The organism is Cellulomonas fimi (assembly GCF_028527925.1).
Taxonomy (GTDB): Bacteria; Actinomycetota; Actinomycetes; order Actinomycetales; family Cellulomonadaceae; genus Cellulomonas; species Cellulomonas fimi_C.
In genome coordinates, this window is the sequence record NZ_JAPESW010000026.1 from 11895 (window position 1) to 30127 (window position 18233).

Below are 18233 nucleotides of genomic sequence, written 5' to 3' on the forward strand. Positions count from 1 at the left end.
CGGCTCGCCCCGGTCCAGCGGCCCGTGTTCATACCGACATGGCTGCCGTTCCGGGCGTGCGAACGGCACCCATGTCGGTATCGACCCCGCAGCGCAGTGCAGGAGACGGGGCGGGCGAGACGGGCGTCCAGCCGGGTGGCGCGGGGGCGGCGACCGGTCGTCGGACGGGCGGTCGGGTCGCGGTCGCGGCTCGGTAGGCTCGGCGCCCGTGAAGATCCTCGTCGTCGGCACCGGTGCCCGTGAGCACGCCCTCGTCCGTGCGCTGTCCCTCGACCCGGCCGTCACGGCGCTGCACGCCGCGCCCGGCAACCCGGGCATCGGGACCCTCGCCACGCTGCACGCGGTCGACCAGCTCGACGGGACCGCGGTCGCCGCGCTCGCCACGGAGCTGGGCGCAGACCTCGTCGTCGTCGGCCCGGAGGCCCCGCTCGTCGCGGGCGTCGCCGACGCCGTCCGCGCGGCCGGCATCCCCGTGTTCGGGCCGTCCGCCGAGGCCGCGCGCCTGGAGGGGTCGAAGGCCTTCGCGAAGGACGTCATGGCCGCCGCGGGCGTGCCGACCGCCGAGCCGCGCGTCGCGTCGACGGTCGAGGAGGTCGCCGCGGCGCTCGACGCGTTCGGTGCGCCGTACGTCGTCAAGGAGGACGGGCTCGCCGCCGGCAAGGGCGTCGTCGTCACCGACGACCGCGCGGTCGCGCTCGAGCACGGGCGCGCGTGCGTCGAGAAGGAGGGCGGCCGGGTCGTCGTCGAGGAGTACCTCGACGGGCCCGAGGTGTCGCTGTTCGTGCTGTCCGACGGTGCGACGGTCGTCCCGCTGGTCCCCGCGCAGGACTTCAAGCGCGCGCTCGACGGCGACGCCGGTCCCAACACGGGCGGCATGGGCGCGTACTCGCCGCTGCCGTGGGCGCCCGACGGCCTGGTCGACGAGGTCCTCGACCTCGTCGCGCGCCCCACGGTCGACGAGATGGCCCGCCGCGGTACCCCGTTCGTCGGCGTCCTCTACTGCGGCCTCGCGCTCACGTCGAAGGGCACGCGGGTCGTCGAGTTCAACGCGCGGTTCGGCGACCCGGAGACGCAGGTCGTCCTGCCCCGCCTCGCGACGCCGCTCGCCGGCGTGCTGCTCGCGGCCGCGACGGGCACGCTCGCGGACCTGCCCCCGCTGGAGTGGCGCGACGAGGCCGCCGTGACGGTCGTCGTCGCGTCGCACGGCTACCCGGGCACGGTCCGCGGCGGCGACCCGATCACCGGGATCGAGGACGCCGAGGCGCTCCCGGGCGTGCACGTCCTGCACGCGGGCACCGCGCTGCGCCAGAACGCCGCGGGCGACGACGACGCCCAGGTCGACGGCGCCCACCTCGTGTCGAACGGCGGCCGCGTGCTGTCCGTCGTCGGCGTCGGCGCCGACCTGGCCGCCGCGCGTGCGGCCGCCTACGCGGGCGTCGCGCAGATCGAGCTCGCCGGCTCGCACCACCGCACGGACATCGCCGAGGCCGCAGCCGCGCTCTGACGGCGAGCGCCGACGCGCTCGCCGGTGCTCGTGCCGTACGTCGAGCAGCGCGGCTGCGTGGATCCTGCCGGACCCGCCGGCGTCGACGGCCGACGCGTCCTCGCGCAGTCGACGGCCGGCGGTCAGAACGCGGAGGCCTCCTCCAGGGGCGGGTCGCCCGCGCCGAGCAGCGAGCGCGTGACCCGCTCGGAGTCCTGCAGCATCTCGTCGACGGCCGCGTCGAGGTCCTCGTCGCCGACCGGACGCCCGGCCTCGGCCGCGAGCAGCACGGCCCGTCGGGCGGCCTCCTTGACGAACGATGCGGTCACGCCGGACGTCCGCGCGGTCGCGCGGTCGAGGACGTCGTCGCCGAAGGGCAGCCCGCGCGTGTAGAGCGCGAACAGGCGGCGGCGCGCGTCGTCGTCGGGCAGCGGGATCTCGACGGCCAGGTCGACGCGGCCCGGTCGCTGCGAGAGCGCGCGCTCCAGCAGGTCCGCCCGGTTCGTCGTGAGCAGGAACGTCACGTCGGCGTCCGACGCGAGCCCGTCGAGCGCGTCGAGGACCTCGAACAGCAGCGGTTGCGGTCCGTGGCTGAAGGACCGGTCCTCGGCGACGAGGTCGCAGTCCTCGAGCACCACGATCGCCGGCTGCAGCGCGCGGGCGGTCTCGGCGGCGAGCGACACGAGCGCGAGCGACGGCCCGGCCAGCAGGATCACCGTCGTGCCTTCGGCGGCGCCGACGAGGTGCCGGACGGTGTGGGTCTTGCCGGTGCCGGGCGGGCCGTAGAGCAGGACGCCACGCTTGAGGTGCTGGCCCGCGTCGCGGAGGGTGTCGCGGTGCCGGGCGACCGCGAGGACCTGGCGCTCGACACGGTCGAGGGTCCCGTCCGGCAGGACGACGTCGGCCCGCGGCACGGTTTCCCGCCGCACGAACGTCACGCCGCCCGCACCCGGCTGGTAGGGCGAGCCCTGGAACGTGACGACCTGCCCACGCAGCACCGACCGCTCGGTCATCGCGGTGCGGATCTCGGCGAGCAGCGCGCCCGCGAGGTCGTCGTCGGCGCACAGGACCTCGATCGTGCCCTGGCCCTCGTGCCGTGGGCTGTTGAGGCGCTGGGCGAGGACGACCGGCTCGTCGTCGACCCGGAGCAGGGTGAGCCCGAACGCCACGACGCGCCGCTCGCTGTCCGGGCCGGTCGCGGTGCGCTCGTAGTCGACCGCGCCGACGGGGAAGTGCGCGGCCCACTGGCCGGCGGTGTTGAGGATCTCCGAGAGCGACGAGTGCATGCGCTGCTCGCCGCCGCCGATGCCGATCAGGCGCCCGCCCCCGTGCGCCTCGACGACCGCCGCGACGGCGACGTCCGCGTCGACCCGGCGCAGGAAGGGGACGACCTCCGTCAGCACCGGCAGCCCCCGCGGGTCACGACCGAGGTGCTGGCGCAGGACCGGCACGAGCGGCGTGATCTCGTCCGTCCGCTGCGCCTGCGCGGCCTGGGCGGCGTCCGCGAGGGTGCGGAACGCGCGGAGGAACTCGTCCAGGTGAGCGTCGGGCATCGCGCGGACCTCCTGCCGGGGGGCGGCCATCACGGTGGCCTCGTCTGGTGGACTCGTGCACGGCGCCTGTGCCGCGCACGTCACACTAGGCCGGTGACCACCGCCGTCGTGCCCGAACCGTCCGTCGCGCTCCCCGGCTGGGCGCACACGTACTCCGGCAAGGTGCGAGACCTGTACGTCCCCGACGACTCCGCCGCGGGTGCGGCGATCACCGCGGAGCACGGTGACGTCGTCCTGGTCGTCGCGAGCGACCGGGTCTCGGCCTACGACCACGTGCTGTCCCCGGGGATCCCGGGCAAGGGCGTCGTGCTCACGCAGCTCAGCCTGTGGTGGTTCGAGCAGCTCGCCGACCTCGTGCCCAACCACGTCGTCTCGACGGACGTGCCGGAGGCCGTCGCGGGGCGCGCGATGGTGTGCCGCCGTCTGACGATGTTCCCCGTCGAGTGCGTCGCGCGCGGCTACCTGACGGGCTCGGGGCTGGTCGAGTACCGCGCCTCGGGCGAGGTCACGGGCATCCCGCTGCCGGCCGGGCTCGTCGACGGGTCGCGTCTTCCCGAGCCGATCTTCACGCCCGCGACGAAGGCGGAGCTCGGCGACCACGACGAGAACGTGCCGTTCTCGGCGGTCGTCGCGCAGGTCGGCGAGAAGACCGCGACGACGCTGCGCGACCTCACGCTCGCCGTGTACGCGCGCGCCGAGGCGGTCGCGCGCGAGCGGGGCGTGATCCTCGCGGACACCAAGCTCGAGTTCGGCACCGACCCGACGACGGGTGCGGTGACGCTGGGCGACGAGGTGCTCACGCCGGACTCGTCGCGGTTCTGGCCCGCGGACGCGTGGGAGCCCGGCCGGGCGCAGCCGAGCTTCGACAAGCAGTTCGTCCGGGACTGGCTGACGTCGGCCGCGTCGGGCTGGGACCGCGGGTCGGACGTGCCGCCGCCGAGCCTGCCCGCGGACGTCGTCGAGCGCACGCGCGACCGGTACCTCGAGGCGTTCGAGCGACTGACAGGGGCGCCCCTGCCGCTCTGAGGCGGCGCGCACGCGGGTCCGCCCGCTCCGGGTGCCGCGGCGCAGCCGGTGCGCGGGTGTGAGCAGGACGACATCCGGGTCTCGTCGGAGGCCTTCGAGGCGAGGTTAGGCTTGCCTCATCCGCCGGCCGTCACGGGATGACCGCGTCGGCCCGCCCTCACCGATGGGAGTACCCCCGTGCGCCACCTGCGCCGCTCCGCCGTCGCCGTCGTCGCGACCGCGCTGACCCTCGCGCTCGCCGCGTGCGCCGGCTCGTCCGACGACGACGCCGCCACCCCCGGGCCCGGCAGCACCGAGAGCGACGGCACGACGTTCCCCGTGACCATCGAGTCGGCGCTCGGCGAGGCCGTCATCGAGCGGAAGCCCGAGCGCGTCGTGACGCTCGGCTGGGGTGCGGACGACATCGCGCTCTCGCTCGGCACGGTGCCCGTCGGCATCGAGGCCGACACGTGGGGCGGCGACGCGGACGGCTTCCACCCGTGGTTCCGCGAGGCGGTCGAGGAGCGCGACGCCGACCTGCCCGAGGCGATCGCCGCGTACCCGCTCGACGTCGACGCGATCGTCGCGCTCGAGCCCGACCTGGTCCTCGCGCCGCAGTCCGGCCTGGAGCAGGACGTCTTCGACCAGCTCTCCGAGGTCGTGCCCGTCGTCGCGTACCCGGAGGAGCCGTGGCAGACGACGATCGAGGAGCAGGTCGAGATCATCGCGACCGCGCTCGGCGTCCCCGAGCAGGCCGAGCCGCTGCTGAAGACGCGTCAGGACGCGATCGACGAGGCCGCGCTCGAGAACCCCGAGCTCGCCGGGGTCTCGTTCGCGTACGTCTACGCCGGCACGCCCGGCAGCCTCGACGTGTACCTGCCCGGCGACCCGCGCGTCGACCTGCTCACGGACCTGGGCCTCGAGCTCGCGCCGTCCGTCGCGGACCTCAAGCCGTCGCCCGGCACGTTCACGTCGAGCCTGGGCCTCGAGAACGCGGACCAGCTCGCCGACGTCCAGCTGCTGTTCACGTGGTTCGGGGACGAGGCGGAGAAGGCCGCGACCGAGGCGCAGCCGCTGTTCGCGCAGATCCCGTCCTTCGCGAAGGGCGCGTACGTGCCGATGCTCGACCGCTCGCTCGGCATGGCCGTCACGACCGCCACGCCGCTGTCGCTGCCGTGGGCGCTCGACGCGTACCTGCCGCTCATCGCAGCAGGCGCCGAGAAGGTCTGACCGGAACTGCCCGGCCGGTCGCCACGCGCATCCGGCCGGGCGGATGCGGGCCCTGCCCCGGCGACGCACCGCCGTCGCGCGGGCGACCCGTTCCGTACCGTGCACCCATGAGCACCGTCGCCGCTCCCCGAGCCCCGCACGCGCAGCCGCTGCGCGCGCGGGGCTCGCGCGCGCTCGTGCTCACCGCCGGTCTCGTCGGCGCGCTCGCGCTCCTCGCGCTCGCCGTCGGGCTCAGCCTGGCCGTGGGCGCCAAGTCCGTCCCGCTCGGTGACGTCTGGTCCGCGCTGCTGCACCCCGACGACTCGTACACGTCGAGCGTCGTCGCGTCGCGCGTCGACCGCACGCAGCTCGGCGTGCTCGTCGGCGCGTCGCTCGCGGTCGCGGGCGTCGTCATCCAGGGGCTGACGCGCAACCCCCTCGGTGACCCCGGGCTGCTCGGCGTCAACGCGGGCGCGTCGGCGTCCGTCGTCCTCGGCATCCTCGTGCTCGGCCCCGTGGCCGGACAGTCCGTGTGGACCGCGATCCCCGGCGCTCTGGTCGCGGCGGTCGCCGTCTACCTCATCGGGTCCGGCGGTCGACGCGCGACCCCCGTGCGGCTCGTCCTCGCCGGGGCTGCGGTGTCGGCCGTGCTCGTCGCGCTCGTCGAGGCCGTGTCGCTCACGCAGCCGCTCGTGTTCGACTCCTACCGCGTGTGGGTCGTCGGGTCGCTCGCCGGGCGGCCGCCCGGGCTCGCCGGGCAGGTTCTGCCGTTCGTCGTCGTCGGGCTGGTGCTGTGCGCGCTGCTCGCCCGGCCGCTCAACGCGCTCGCACTCGGCGACGAGTCGGCGACGTCGCTCGGGCTGCACGCCGGACGCACACGCCTGCTCGGCGGGGCCGCCGCGACGCTGCTGTGCGCCGCGGCCGTCGCCGCGGTCGGGCCCATCGCGTTCGTCGGGCTCGCGGTGCCGCACGTCGTCCGCTCGTTCACGGGCTCCGACCACCGCTGGCTGCTGCCGTACTGCGCGCTGCTCGGGCCGGTGCTCCTGCTCGTGTCCGACGTCGTCGGACGGGTCGTGGCGCGGCCGGGCGAGCTCATGGTCGGCGCGGTCACGGCGTTCGTCGGGGCGCCGTTCCTCGTCGCCGCCGTGCGGCGCGGCCGGATGGGGCTGTGATGCTCCAGAGTCGTCCGCCGCGGGTGCTGCGCCTCGGGTCCGGCGAGCGGGGCGTCTCGCTGCGCTGGCGCGTCCGGCCGGTCGTCGTGGGCGTCGCCGCGCTGGTCGCGGCCGTCGTCGGCGCACTCGTGACGGTGAGCGCCGGCAGGCTCGGGATCCCGCTCGCCGAGCTGCCCACGGTGCTCGCGGGCAACGGCTCGCGGATCCAGGAGTGGGCGCTGTTCACCAAGGCGCTCCCGCGGCTCGCCGTCGCCGCGGCCGCCGGTGCCGCGTTCGCCGTCGCCGGTGCGCTGTTCCAGTCCGTCACCCGCAACCCGCTCGGCAGCCCCGACGTCATCGGCCTCGGGTCCGGTGCCGCCGCGGGTGCGGTCGCCGCCGCCCTGGTCTGGCCCGGCGTCGTGCCCGTGCCCGTCGGTGCCGTGCTCGGGGCGGTGGTCGCGGTCGTCGCCGTGTGGCTCGGCACCGGACGCGGGTTCGCCGCACCGCACCGCATGGTCGTCACCGGGATCGCCGTCGGCGCGATGGCGCTCGCGTTCGTGCAGCTCGCGCTCGCGCGCGGCAACCGCGAGGACGCGCAGGAGGTCGCGATCTGGATCAACGGGTCGCTGCTCGCGCGGACCTGGACCGACGCGGCCGTCGTGGGCGGTGCGCTGCTCGTCCTGCTCCCGCTCGCGCTCGTGCTCAGCCGACCGCTGCAGGTCGTCGAGATGGGCGACGAGGCCGCGACCGCGGTCGGCGTCCGGCCGTCGACCGTCCGCACCGCGGCCGTCGTCGTCGGCGTCCTCGCGACCGGTGCCGCCGTCAGCGTGTGCGGGCCCATCGCGTTCGTCGCGCTCACCGCCCCGCAGATCACCCGCCGGCTCACGCGGTCGACCGGGCCCGGGATCGCCGCCGCGGCGTGCACCGGTGCGGCCGTGCTCGTCGTCGCCGACCTGATCGCGCAGTACGCCGTCCCGGGCCAGCAGTTCCCGGTCGGTGTCGTCACCGCCGCCCTCGGCGGCGTCTACCTCGCGTTCCTGCTGGTGCGCGAGTGGAGGAGGAGCGCCGCATGAGCACCGCCCACGCCGCACCGGGATCGCCCGGCGACGGGACCGGCCCGGCCGCCGCGTCCCCGCTGGAAGCGCGCGACCTCACGCTCGCCTACGACCAGCTCGTCGTCGCCCGGGACCTGTCCGTCGCGATCCCGCGCGCGTCGTTCACCGTCATCATCGGCCCCAACGGCTGCGGGAAGTCGACGCTGCTGCGCGCGCTCGCCCGCACCCTCAAGCCGCGCGCGGGCGAGGTGCTGCTCGAGGGGCGGCCCGTCGAGAAGATGCGCGGCAAGGACGTCGCCCGACGGCTCGCGCTGCTCCCGCAGAGCCCCGTCGCGCCCGAGGCGATCACGGTCGGCGACCTCGTCGCGCGCGGCCGCTACCCGCACCAGGGGATCCTGCGGCAGTGGTCGCCCGCCGACGCCCGTGCCGTCGCCGACGCCCTCGACGCGACCGAGGTCGCCGACCTGCGCGACCGCTACGTGTCCGACCTGTCCGGCGGCCAGCGCCAGCGGGTGTGGCTCGCGATGGCCCTCGCGCAGGAGACCGACCTGCTGCTGCTCGACGAGCCGACGACCTACCTCGACATCGCGCACCAGGTCGAGGTCATGGACCTGTGCGCGCGGCTGCACGAGGAGGGCCGCACCCTCGTCGCCGTCCTGCACGACCTCAACCAGGCCGCGCGGTACGCGACGCACCTCGTCGCGATGCGCGACGGGCGCGTCGTCGCGGAGGGACCGCCCGCGGAGGTCGTGACCGCCGAGCGCGTGCGCGAGGTGTTCGGGCTCGCGTGTCGCGTCGTGCCGGACCCCGAGACCGGGACGCCCATGGTCGTGCCGTTGCGCGGGGCCGCCGCGCGCGCCTGAGGACCGGCGCCGGCGCCGGGTCCCGCGTCAGACGACGATGTCCGACGGCTCCGTCAGCGAGACCCACGCCTTCTCGCCGAGCGCGCGCGTCGGCGGCAGCACGTCCGCCTCCACGGCCGGGCCCAGGTCGAGCCCGGTGAGCTTCTCGATCGTCGACACCGGCACCTGGAACGTGCGGAAGGGGCCGAGCGGCGGGGGAGCGTCGACGTCCCGCGCCGCGCGCTGCGCCTCGTCGAGCTCGAGCCCGGCGAGCAGCGGCGACTGGTCCACGAGGAACCCGGCGGACGCGAGCCTGAGCTTCGGCGCCCTGTCGTCGGGGACGCCCGCGGACGGTGCGTCGGGGTCGGGCGTCGCCCACACGGCCACCTTCCAGAAGTGCCGCGGCACGCCGACGCCCCGGTAGACGGGGTCGTCGTCGCGCAGCACGGGACCGGTGAAGACGCTGATCCGCTGCCGCCACGTCTCCGCGTACTCGAGCACGTGGTCCTCGAGGCCGACCCACAGCTGCTTGCCCTGGTTGAAGTCGTCGACCTGCGGCGCGGCGTTCGTGTAGCGGAACGTGTCGACGTTGGCCTGCTGCGCGACGTCCGGCGCGCCCCAGACGGGGTCGGCGCGGCGGACCAGGTGCCCGCGGTCGAGGCGGTTGTTCCGGTAGACGTCGGGTCCCGCCTGCCGGTCGGCCGGCACGCGCGGGTCGAGCTCCCACCTGTCGTTGCGCGGCAGGTCGAGCAGCTGGCCGCCGTCGATGTTGACCGCGGTCGCCGCGGCGAGCTTGTGCTGCGGGTCGAACTGCACGGTGAAGTGCGTCGACGGGAGGTCCTCCGTGGGCCGCGGCGTGACCGGCAGCGGCAACGGAGGGCCGAGGAAGAACGGGTCGTACCCTGCGTGATCCATGCCGCCCCCTACGGTGCTCACATGACGACGGTAGCGGCGGGCTCGGCGCGCAGCACATGACAATCGCGACAAATCACCCTCTGCTGCTGCGTGCCGCGCGGCGTGTCGGGCACGCAGGCCCGGTCGACGTCCTGCTGCGCGACGGGCGCGTCGCCGCGCTCGGTCCGGACCTCCGCGACGCCGCCGGGCCGCGGGTCGAGGTCGTCGAGCTCGACGGTCGCCACGTGCTGCCCGGTCTGTGGGACGCGCACGTGCACCTGACCCAGTGGGCGCTCGCGCGGCAGCGGCTCGACGTGTCGCGCGCGGCGTCGGCGGCGGAGGCGGTCGCGCTCGTGCGGGCGCGGCTCGACGTGGCACCACCCGCACCTGGGTCGCCGCTCGTCGGCTTCGGCTTCCGTGACGGCCTCTGGCCCGACGAGCCCACCACCGTCCTGCTCGACGCCGCCGTCGGTGAGGTGCCCGTCGTCCTCGTCTCCGGCGACCTGCACTGCGCGTGGCTGTCGACGGCCGGGCTGCGGATGCTCGGCGTCGGCGCGCACGACGGCGGTCTGCTGCGCGAGGGCGACTGGATGCCGCTGCAGGGTGCGGTCGACCACGTGACCGACGACGTCGCCGACGCGGCGGTCCACGACGCCGCGCTGGCCGCCGCCGCGCGCGGGGTCGTCGGCGTCGTCGACCTGGAGATCGCCGACAACCTCGACGTGTGGCGCCGCCGGTCGGCCGCCCGGCCCGACGTCCTGCGGGTGCGCGCCGGCGTCTGGGAGGAGTACCTCGACCGCGTCGTGCGCGACGACCTGCACACCGGCGACCGCGTCTCCGGGCTCGTCGAGCAGGGGCCGCTCAAGGTCATCACCGACGGCTCGCTCAACACCAGGACGGCCTACTGCCACGACCCCTACCCCGGCACGTCCGACCGTGGCGTCCTGTCCGTCCCGCCCGAGCACCTCGTGCCGCTCATGGCGTACGCGCGGTCGCACGGCCTGCGGTGCGCGATCCACGCGATCGGCGACGCCGCCAACGCGCTCGCCCTCGACGCGTTCGCCGCCTCGGGTGCGGCCGGGTCCGTCGAGCATGCCCAGCTCCTCGACGACGACGACGTGCGACGGTTCGCCGCGCTCGGCGTCGTCGCGAGCGTCCAACCCGAGCACGCGATGGACGACCGCGACGTCGCGGACCACCACTGGGCCGGTCGCACGCGTCGCGCCTTCCCGCTCGCGGCGCTGCACGCCGCCGGGGTGACGCTGACGCTCGGGTCCGACGCGCCCGTCGCGCCGCTCGACCCGTGGGTCGCGGTCGACGCCGCCGTCTGGCGGGCGCGCGACGGCCGCGACGCGTGGCACCCGGAGCAGCGGCTCGACCTGCTGACGGCGCTCGCGGCCTCGGTCGACGGACGCCCGCTCGGCCTCCAGGTCGGGGACCCGGCCGACCTCGTCCTGCTCGACGACGACCCGGTCGCCCGGGGCGGGACGGCGGGCGCCCTGCGCGACATGCCCGTCGCCGGCACGCTCGTCGCGGGCGGGTGGACCCACCGGATGCTGTGACGGCTCCGGCTGGCGGACACCGGGCCGGGGGGACGCGGGCGGTCGGTAGACTCGCCGCGACCCCCACCGCCGCGAACTCAGGGAGCACCCCCGTGGGACGAGTCGTCGTCGACGTCATGCCGAAGCCCGAGATCCTCGACCCGCAGGGCAAGGCCGTCGCGGGCGCGCTGCCGCGCCTCGGCTTCGCGCAGTTCTCGTCGGTCCGTCAGGGCAAGCGGTTCGAGCTCGAGGTCGACGGGCCGGTGACGGACGAGGTCCTCGCCGCCGCTCGCGCCGCGGGTGAGCAGGTGCTGTCGAACCCGGTGATCGAGGACGTCGTCGCGGTGTACGAGGACACGGACGCCGAGGTCGCGGCCCGATGAGCCGCATCGGCGTCGTCACCTTCCCCGGCACGCTCGACGACCGCGACGCGGCGCGCGCGGTCCGGCTGGCCGGCGGCGAGCCCGTCGCGCTGTGGCACGCCGACGCCGACCTGCACGGGGTCGACGCGGTCGTGCTGCCGGGCGGCTTCTCCTACGGCGACTACCTGCGCGCGGGTGCGATCAGCCGCTTCGCGCCGGTCATGGGTGAGATCGTCGACGCCGCCCACAAGGGGCTGCCGGTCCTGGGCATCTGCAACGGCTTCCAGGTCCTCACCGAGGCGCACCTGCTGCCGGGCTCGATGATCAAGAACGACCACCTGCACTTCGTCTGCCGCGAGCAGGTGCTGTCCGTCGAGCGCACGGACACCGCGTGGACCAGCGACTACGCCCACGGCGAGCACATCACGATCCCGCTCAAGAACCAGGACGGCCAGTACGTCGCGGACGAGCGCACGCTCGACGAGCTCGAGGGTGAGGGCCGGGTCGTCTTCCGGTACGAGGGCTGGAACCCGAACGGGTCGCGCCGCGGGATCGCGGGGATCAGCAACGCGGCGGGCAACGTCGTCGGGCTCATGCCGCACCCGGAGCACGCGGTCGAGGCGGGCTTCGGCCCGGACGGTGCCCAGGGTCCGCGCACGGGCACGGACGGCCTGCGGTTCTTCACGTCGGTGCTCAAGGCGCTCGTCGGCTGATGACGGCGGACGCCCCGGCCGTCACGGTCGACGTCGTCGCCTGGGACCACCCGGACGTGGTGCGGCTGCGCGACGCGCAGCAGGCCGAGCTGCGCGAGCGGTACGGCGAGGACGACATCGGCCACGAGATGTCGGGCGAGGACATCGTCGGCGTCGTGCTGCTGCACGCCGACGGCGCGCCGGTCGCGATCGGCGCGCTGCGCGACGTCGACGCGGTGTACGACGACCTCGAGCCGCAGACCGCCGAGGTCAAGCGCATGTACGTCGTGCCGGAGCACCGCGGCCGCGGCTACTCGCGCCTGATCCTCACGGAGCTCGAGCGGCTCGCGTCGGCGCAGGGCGTGCGGTGCCTGGTCCTGGAGACGGGCCCGCTGCAGCCCGAGGCGATCGGCCTCTACCTGCGGGCCGGCTTCTTCCCGATCGAGAACTACGGCGAGTACGTCGGCGTCGTGGACTCGCGCTGCTTCGCGAAGTACCTCGTCCCGGTGCCGCAGGCCGAGCGCGGTCCGCGCTACGAGGGTCGCGTCACGATCGAGCGGACCGGGTGGGACGACCCGCGCGCGCTCGCGCTGCGGCGGGCGATGCACCGGTTCAACGGCTGGCGCTACCCCGAGCTGCAGCCGATGTGGGACGCCGCGGGCGGCTTCGACGGCGACGACGCGGCGCAGGGCGTCGGCGTCCTCGTCGTGCTGCTCGCGCTGCTCGACGGCGAGCCCGCCGGCCACGTCGCGCTGCGCGGTCCGCGCGACGGCTACCCGGAGGGCTCGGGCGAGGTGAAGAAGCTCTTCGTCGACGACGACGCCCGCGGCGCCGGCCTCGCGCGGACGCTCATGCGCGCGCTCGAGGCCGAGGCCCGCGCGGCCGGCATGACGTCGCTGCTCCTGCAGACCGGCGTCCGCCAGCCCGAGGCGGTCCGCCTCTACGTCGACGAGGGCTACCGGCCGATCGCTCCGTACGGGCCGTACGTCGGCGACCTGCTGTCGCTCTGCTTCGCGAAGACGCTCTGACGGCGTCGCGGGGGCACCGTGACGATCCGCGTCGGGACGTCCGGGTGGTCGTACGACCACTGGGAGGGCGTGCTCTACCCGCCCGGGATGCCGCCGCACGACCGGCTCGCGCGGTACGTGCAGGAGTTCGGCACCGTCGAGCTCAACGCGTCGTTCTACCGCTGGCCGCGCGACGCGACGTTCGCGTCCTGGAACCGCCGCCTCCCCGAGGGCTTCACGATGTCCGTCAAGGCGTCGCGCGGGCTCACGCACGCGAAGCGGCTGTACGCGCCCGAGGTGTGGGCCGACCGGATCGCCCGCTCGTGGCATGCGCTGCGCGACCGGCGCGAGGTGCTGCTCGTGCAGCTGCCGCCCGACCAGCAGCGCGACGACGCGCGCCTCGACTGGTTCCTCGGGTCGCTGCCGTGGTGGGTGCGTGTCGCCGTCGAGCTGCGGCACCCGTCGTGGCAGCACGACGACGTGTTCGCGATCCTCGAGCGGCACGGTGCCGCGTCGTGCGTCATGAGCGGGGCCGGGCTGCCGTGCGTGCTGCGCGCGACCGCACCGTTCGTGTACGTGCGGATGCACGGGCCCGACCACCAGTGGCTCTACGGCGGCTCGTACTCCGACGACGACCTGCGCTGGTGGGCGGACCGCGTCCGCGAGTGGGACGCGCAGGGGCGTGACGTGCTCGTCTACTTCAACAACGACGGCGACGGCAACGCGGTGCGCAACGCCCGGACGCTCCGCTGGGTGCTCGGCGTCTGACCCGACGCGACGGTGGCCTTCTCGCCATGTGAGCGGGTTCCGGACAGGGCTGGTGCGTCGCGACGGGCTGCGGTTAGCCTGCCCGCATGTCCTGGTCCCGGGTGTGTTGTCGCTGAGCTGACGACCTCGCGCGCCCGCGGCCCGACGGCCCTCGCCGCGCACCCCGCACGACCCGAGGACCTCCTCCCGTGACCCAGCTCCTCGCGCGCACCCGCGCGCCGCACCTCCCGACCCCTGTCCGCCACCACCGCGCCGCGGACGCCGTCGCCCCCGTGGACCGCGTCGTCGTCGACCGGTCGGGCCGCGCGACCGCCGAGCGCTCGGCCGTGATCGCGCGTCCGCGCGGCGTCGAGGTCGTCGTCGCGGGTGCCGCGCTCGACGACGTCGCCCTCCTCCGGTCGGCGTCCGCCGCCGACACGGTCCGCGTCCGCTACTCGCCGACGCTGACGACGACCACCGCCGTCGACGCGCTCGTCGCCGTCCTCGAAGGGCACCTGCTCGCCGCCGGTCGCCGCCGCTCCGACGTCCGCGTCGTGCTGGAGGTCGAGACGGTCGTGGCCGACGACGAGGCCGACGCCGCCCGCCGACGCGCGAACCTGTCGTACGCCGAGGCGTTCTCCGGGCTGGCGTGGCGACCGTCGTCGACGTGGCTCGTCGGCACGGCCGAGCGGGTCCGTGCGGACGCCGCCGCGCTCGTCGCAGCGACCGGCGTCGACGAGGTCGTGCTCGTGCTCGTCGGGCGCTCCCACGAGCACGCGCACCGCCTCGGTGTCGGGGTGCCCGACGCCGCCTGACGCCCCTGCCGGGCGGCGCCGGCGGCGACGGTCAGGCGAGCGGCGGCGAGTGCTCCTCCGTGGGCCCCGTCGGTCGGTGCTGGTCGAGCTCGCGCAGCGGTTGCGTGCGGTCGCCGCCCGCGTCCCCCGTGTTGACCGTCCCGACGCGCTCGACCAGGACGGCGCGGACCTCACCGTGGGCGAGCGGGCAGTGCTCCACGCCGCGCCGGACGACGAACACGTCGTCGGGGCCGAGCTCGACGTCGCCGTCGCGGAGCTGGATCGTCAGGCGTCCGGACAGCACGAGGAACAGCTCGTCGGTGTCGGGGTGGGTGTGCCAGACGAACTCGCCGTCGAGCGTCACGACCTTGACGTCGTGGTCGTTGAGCGTGGCGAGGCGGTGCGGCTGGTACGGCGCCGGGAGGGCGTCGAGCGCGGTGCGGACGTTGCGGACCCCGTCGTGCGTCATGGCACGACGCTAGGGCCGGACGGGCGGCGGCCGCGACGCCGCCGGTCGGGTGAGTGCCCGGGTGCGCTCGGACGGGGCGCGACGGCGACGTTCGGGACGTCGGCGGACGACTCGGACGGGGCTGTGGAGCGGCGCCCGGAGAGGCTCGGCGAGCGTGGCATCCTGGCGCGCGTGCCACGCCAGACCGCTCTGCCGTCCCTGCCCGTCCGGGTGCTCGGGACCGGCGCCCACCGTCCCGCGCGCGTCGTCGACTCGTCCGAGCTGGACGCCGCGCACGGGCGCCCCGCGGGCGCGTCGGAGGCGCGGTCCGGGGTCCGCTCGCGATGCTGGGCGGGGCCCGACGAGACGTCGTCGCTCATGGCGGCGGCCGCCGTGCAGCAGGCGCTCGACGCGGCCGGCCTGGACGCGGGCGACCTCGACGCCGTCGTCGTCTCGGCCGTCGCACCCGAGCAGCCGATGCCCACGACCGCGGTCCTGACGACGGCGCACCTGGGCGTCCCGGGCGGGCGGGTCGCGGCGCTCGACGTGAACGCGTCGTGCGTCGGGTTCCTCTCGGCGCTCGACCTCGCGTCGGCGGCCGTCGCCGTCGGGCGGTGGGAACGCGTCGCGGTCGTGGCGACCGAGATCGCGTCGAAGGGGCTCGACCACCGGGAGGTCGAGGGGTCGGCGCTGTTCGGGGACGGGGCCGCGGCGGTCGTGGTGGGTCCGTCCGGGGCGGCCGACGGGTCCGCGGTGCTCGCCAGCGCGTCGCGCGTGTGGCCGGAGGCCCGGTCCGCCTGCCGGATCGACGCCGGCGGGACGCGGTTCAACGTCACGACGCCCCCGGACGACCCGTCGGCCTACCTCTTCCGGATGGACGGCGCGGCCCTGCTGCGACAGGTCGCCCGTCACCTGCCCGGCTTCCTGCGCGACCTTGAGGAGCGGGCGGGCGTGGGCGTCGACGAGGTGGACGTCGTCGTGCCGCACCAGGCGAGCGCGGTCGGGCTGCGCTACCTGCGTGAGCGCGTCGGGGTGCAGCCGGACGCCGTCGTCGACATCCTCGCCGACCACGGCAACCAGGTGTCTGCGTCGGTGCCCACCGCCCTGCACCACGCCGTGACGTCAGGCCGGCTGCGACGCGGCGGGACGGCCCTGCTGCTCGGCACCGGCGCGGGGCTTGCCCTGTCCGCCACGATGCTGCGGTACTGACGCCATGACCGTCGAGCTCACGCTGCTGGAGGCCGGGCACACCACGCACAGCGCGGGCGTCGCGCGACGCGGAGCGGGCCGTGCACCCGTCCGGTTCCCCGCGCTCGTCGGGGTCGTGCGGCACGCCGACGGCGTCGTGCTCGTCGACACGGGCTATGCGCCGCGCGTCGTCGAGGCGCTGTCGCACGGGATCGACCGCGTCTACGGGGGTCTGCTGCCCGTGCACGTCGGGCCGGACGAGTCGGCGGTCGCGCAGCTCGCCGCGCAGGGGATCGACGCGACCGCGGTGACGCACGTCGTCCTCACCCACCTGCACGCCGACCACGTCGGCGGGCTGCGCGACTTCCCGTCCGCACGCGTCGTCGTGGCCCGGCGTGCCGTCGACGAGATCGCGCGCGTCCGGGGGTTCGGCCGCCTCCGCCGCGGACTGGCCCCGGTGCTGCTCCCCGACGACCTGGCCGACCGCCTGCTCGACCCGATGACGCTCCCGCGCGCGGACGGCGCGGACCTCGAGCCGCTGGGCGGCGCGCGGGACCTGCTCGGTGACGGGACGGTCCTTGTCGTGCCGCTGCCCGGGCACGCCACCGGTCACCTCGGTGTCCTCGTGCGGACGCCCACGCGTGACGTGCTACTGATCGGCGACGCCGCGTGGGACCGCCGCGCCGTGACGCACCGCGAGCTGCCCGCGCCCGTCGTCCGGCTGCTGTCCGCCGACTGGCCCCGGTACACGCGGACCATCGACGCGCTGCACCGCCTCACGGAGGGCCGCCCCGACCTGGTCGTCGTGCCCGCGCACGACGCGGTCGCGATCGACGAGGCCCGCGCGGTGCTGTCGTCGTGAGCGCGGCACGCCTGCCGTGGTCCGTCGGCCGTGCGTGGCGGGGGACGTCCGCCCACGGGCGCGTCCTGGTGGTGCAGCCGTGAGCCGGGCGCGCGTCGTCTGGCACTACGCGCGGGCGCGGCGGCGGACGTTCGCCCACCGGGCCGCGCTCGAGGCGTGGCAGGACCGGCACCTGCGGCGGGTGCTGCGGCTCGCGCCGCGCCGGTACGCGTTCTACGCGGGGACGACGCCGCGCACCCTCACCGACCTGCCGGTCGTCGACAAGGCCGACGTGCTCGCGCGGTTCGCCGACCTCAACGTGCGCGGCGTGGGGCTCGACGAGTGCCTCGCGGCGGCACGCTCCGCCGAGCGGGGCCGCGACTTCGGCACGACCCTGCGCGGGCTCTCCGTCGGCCTGTCGTCGGGGACGACCGGGCGGCAGACCGCGTTCCTCACGTCCGCCGCCGAGCGCGACCGGTGGGCGGGGGAGGTGCTGGCCCGCACGCTCCCGGAGGGGCTGCTCGCGGGTGCCCGTGTCACGCTCGTCCTGCGCGCGGGCGGGCCGCTGTACGAGAGCGTCGACGGCGGGCGCGTGAGCTTCCGGTTCGTCGACCTCGCGCTCGACGAGGGCCGTCTGCTCGACGAGATCCGGGCCGCCGACCCGACCGTGCTCGTCGCTCCGCCGTCCGTGCTCGTCGCCGTCGCGCGTGCGGATCTCGGGCTGCGGCCGCAACGTGTGCTGTCGGTCGCCGAGGTGCTCGACCCGCACGACGCGGCCGTCGTCGAGGACGGGCTCGGCGTGCGGGTCGACCAGGTCTACCAGGCGGCCGAGGGGTTCCTCGGGGCGAGCTGCCGGCACGGGCGGCTGCACCTCGCGGAGGACCTCGTCGTCGTCGAGCGGGAGGACGTCGGCGGCGGACGGTTCGTGCCCGTCGTGACCGACCTGTTCCGCAGCAGCCAGGCCGTGCTGCGCCGCAGGGTCGGCGACGTGCTGGTGCCCGACGAGGACCCCTGCCCGTGCGGCTCCCCGATGCTCGCGGTCCGCGAGATCGTCGGCCGGTCCGACGACGTGCTCTGGCTCGCGCGTGCGGGCGCGGCGGGTGCGGTCCCCGGGTCGTTCCACCCCGACTTCGTGCGGGCCGCGGTGCTCGCGGTGCCCGAGGTCGACGACTTCCGCGTCGACCAGACGGCGACCGACGTCCTGCGCCTCGCCGTCGAGCCCGCGACCGCCTTCGACGCCGCCCGCCGCTCGCTCGAGCGCGCGCTCGCCGACTCCGGGCTCACCGTGCCGTCGATCGTGCCGGGGGTCGTCGAGCCGCGGGACCCGCTCGTCAAGCGTCGACGTGTCCGCCGCGACCCGGCCGTCCCCGCAGGGACGCGCTGACCCGAGAGGTGCGGCTCGACCAGCCGTCCCCCGAGAC

18 protein-coding genes are annotated in these 18233 nt (G+C 75.7%); 15 read left to right on the forward strand and 3 right to left on the reverse strand.

The window, feature by feature from the left end:
• The first annotated feature begins 208 nt into the window (after positions 1-208).
• The gene (gene purD, locus OMK64_RS12955; RefSeq protein WP_272728792.1) at positions 209-1504 is read left to right on the forward strand and encodes a phosphoribosylamine--glycine ligase; all 1296 of its coding nucleotides are present in this window, start codon (positions 209-211) and stop codon (positions 1502-1504) included.
• Between the two features lie 122 nt (positions 1505-1626).
• On the opposite strand, the gene OMK64_RS12960 is transcribed toward purD, so the two are convergent.
• Entirely contained in the window at positions 1627-3036 is a 1410-nt protein-coding gene (locus OMK64_RS12960) for an AAA family ATPase (RefSeq protein ID WP_272728793.1), read from the reverse strand.
• Between the two features lie 93 nt (positions 3037-3129).
• Between OMK64_RS12960 and OMK64_RS12965 the strand changes: the two genes are divergently transcribed.
• From OMK64_RS12965 to OMK64_RS12985, 5 genes are all read left to right on the forward strand, one after another.
• Positions 3130-4062, forward strand: a complete 933-nt coding sequence (locus OMK64_RS12965; protein ID WP_272728794.1) for a phosphoribosylaminoimidazolesuccinocarboxamide synthase — start codon at positions 3130-3132, stop codon at positions 4060-4062.
• Between the two features lie 177 nt (positions 4063-4239).
• Positions 4240-5271: an ABC transporter substrate-binding protein gene (locus tag OMK64_RS12970; RefSeq protein WP_272728795.1), complete on the forward strand. Its 1032-nt coding sequence runs from the start codon at positions 4240-4242 to the stop codon at positions 5269-5271.
• A 107-nt stretch (positions 5272-5378) separates the two neighbouring features.
• Complete coding sequence (locus tag OMK64_RS12975) at positions 5379-6422, forward strand: FecCD family ABC transporter permease (protein ID WP_272728796.1); 1044 nt, start codon at positions 5379-5381, stop codon at positions 6420-6422.
• On the forward strand, positions 6422-7474 hold the full coding sequence (locus tag OMK64_RS12980) for a FecCD family ABC transporter permease (RefSeq protein ID WP_272728797.1): 1053 nt from the start codon (positions 6422-6424) through the stop codon (positions 7472-7474). Before OMK64_RS12975 ends, OMK64_RS12980 begins: the two co-directional genes overlap by 1 nt.
• Positions 7471-8319, forward strand: a complete 849-nt coding sequence (locus OMK64_RS12985) for an ABC transporter ATP-binding protein (protein WP_272728798.1) — start codon at positions 7471-7473, stop codon at positions 8317-8319. Before OMK64_RS12980 ends, OMK64_RS12985 begins: the two co-directional genes overlap by 4 nt.
• 27 nt (positions 8320-8346) lie before the next feature.
• Here the strand turns inward: OMK64_RS12985 and OMK64_RS12990 are convergent, their stop codons facing one another.
• Positions 8347-9234, reverse strand: a complete 888-nt coding sequence (locus OMK64_RS12990; protein ID WP_308201787.1) for a DNA/RNA non-specific endonuclease — start codon at positions 9232-9234, stop codon at positions 8347-8349.
• Positions 9235-9269: 35 nt separating this feature from the next.
• On the opposite strand from OMK64_RS12990, the gene OMK64_RS12995 reads away from it, so the two are divergent.
• From OMK64_RS12995 to OMK64_RS13020, 6 genes are all read left to right on the forward strand, one after another.
• Positions 9270-10754, forward strand: coding sequence for an amidohydrolase (locus OMK64_RS12995; RefSeq protein WP_272728799.1), 1485 nt, complete (start codon positions 9270-9272; stop codon positions 10752-10754).
• Between the two features lie 92 nt (positions 10755-10846).
• On the forward strand, positions 10847-11116 hold the full coding sequence (gene purS / locus OMK64_RS13000) for a phosphoribosylformylglycinamidine synthase subunit PurS (protein ID WP_168678611.1): 270 nt from the start codon (positions 10847-10849) through the stop codon (positions 11114-11116).
• On the forward strand, positions 11113-11808 hold the full coding sequence (purQ, locus tag OMK64_RS13005; RefSeq protein WP_272728800.1) for a phosphoribosylformylglycinamidine synthase subunit PurQ: 696 nt from the start codon (positions 11113-11115) through the stop codon (positions 11806-11808). The genes purS and purQ overlap by 4 nt, the downstream gene beginning before the upstream one ends.
• Positions 11808-12815 (forward strand): GNAT family N-acetyltransferase, encoded by a 1008-nt coding sequence (locus OMK64_RS13010; protein WP_272728801.1) that lies wholly within the window; start codon positions 11808-11810, stop codon positions 12813-12815. The genes purQ and OMK64_RS13010 overlap by 1 nt, the downstream gene beginning before the upstream one ends.
• A gap of 18 nt (positions 12816-12833) precedes the next feature.
• Complete coding sequence (locus OMK64_RS13015) at positions 12834-13562, forward strand: DUF72 domain-containing protein (RefSeq protein ID WP_272728802.1); 729 nt, start codon at positions 12834-12836, stop codon at positions 13560-13562.
• A gap of 188 nt (positions 13563-13750) precedes the next feature.
• Entirely contained in the window at positions 13751-14356 is a 606-nt protein-coding gene (locus tag OMK64_RS13020; RefSeq protein ID WP_272728803.1) for a hypothetical protein, read from the forward strand.
• A 31-nt stretch (positions 14357-14387) separates the two neighbouring features.
• Here the strand turns inward: OMK64_RS13020 and OMK64_RS13025 are convergent, their stop codons facing one another.
• The gene (locus tag OMK64_RS13025; protein WP_272728804.1) at positions 14388-14804 is read right to left on the reverse strand and encodes a cupin domain-containing protein; all 417 of its coding nucleotides are present in this window, start codon (positions 14802-14804) and stop codon (positions 14388-14390) included.
• A 171-nt stretch (positions 14805-14975) separates the two neighbouring features.
• Between OMK64_RS13025 and OMK64_RS13030 the strand changes: the two genes are divergently transcribed.
• The 3 genes from OMK64_RS13030 (at position 14976) to OMK64_RS13040 (ending at position 18196) form a co-directional block, all read left to right on the forward strand.
• The gene (locus tag OMK64_RS13030) at positions 14976-15992 is read left to right on the forward strand and encodes a 3-oxoacyl-[acyl-carrier-protein] synthase III C-terminal domain-containing protein (RefSeq protein WP_272728805.1); all 1017 of its coding nucleotides are present in this window, start codon (positions 14976-14978) and stop codon (positions 15990-15992) included.
• 4 nt (positions 15993-15996) lie between these two features.
• The gene (locus OMK64_RS13035) at positions 15997-16833 is read left to right on the forward strand and encodes an MBL fold metallo-hydrolase (RefSeq protein WP_272728806.1); all 837 of its coding nucleotides are present in this window, start codon (positions 15997-15999) and stop codon (positions 16831-16833) included.
• Positions 16834-16912: 79 nt separating this feature from the next.
• On the forward strand, positions 16913-18196 hold the full coding sequence (locus tag OMK64_RS13040; protein ID WP_272728807.1) for a F390 synthetase-related protein: 1284 nt from the start codon (positions 16913-16915) through the stop codon (positions 18194-18196).
• Positions 18197-18233 lie beyond the last annotated feature (37 nt).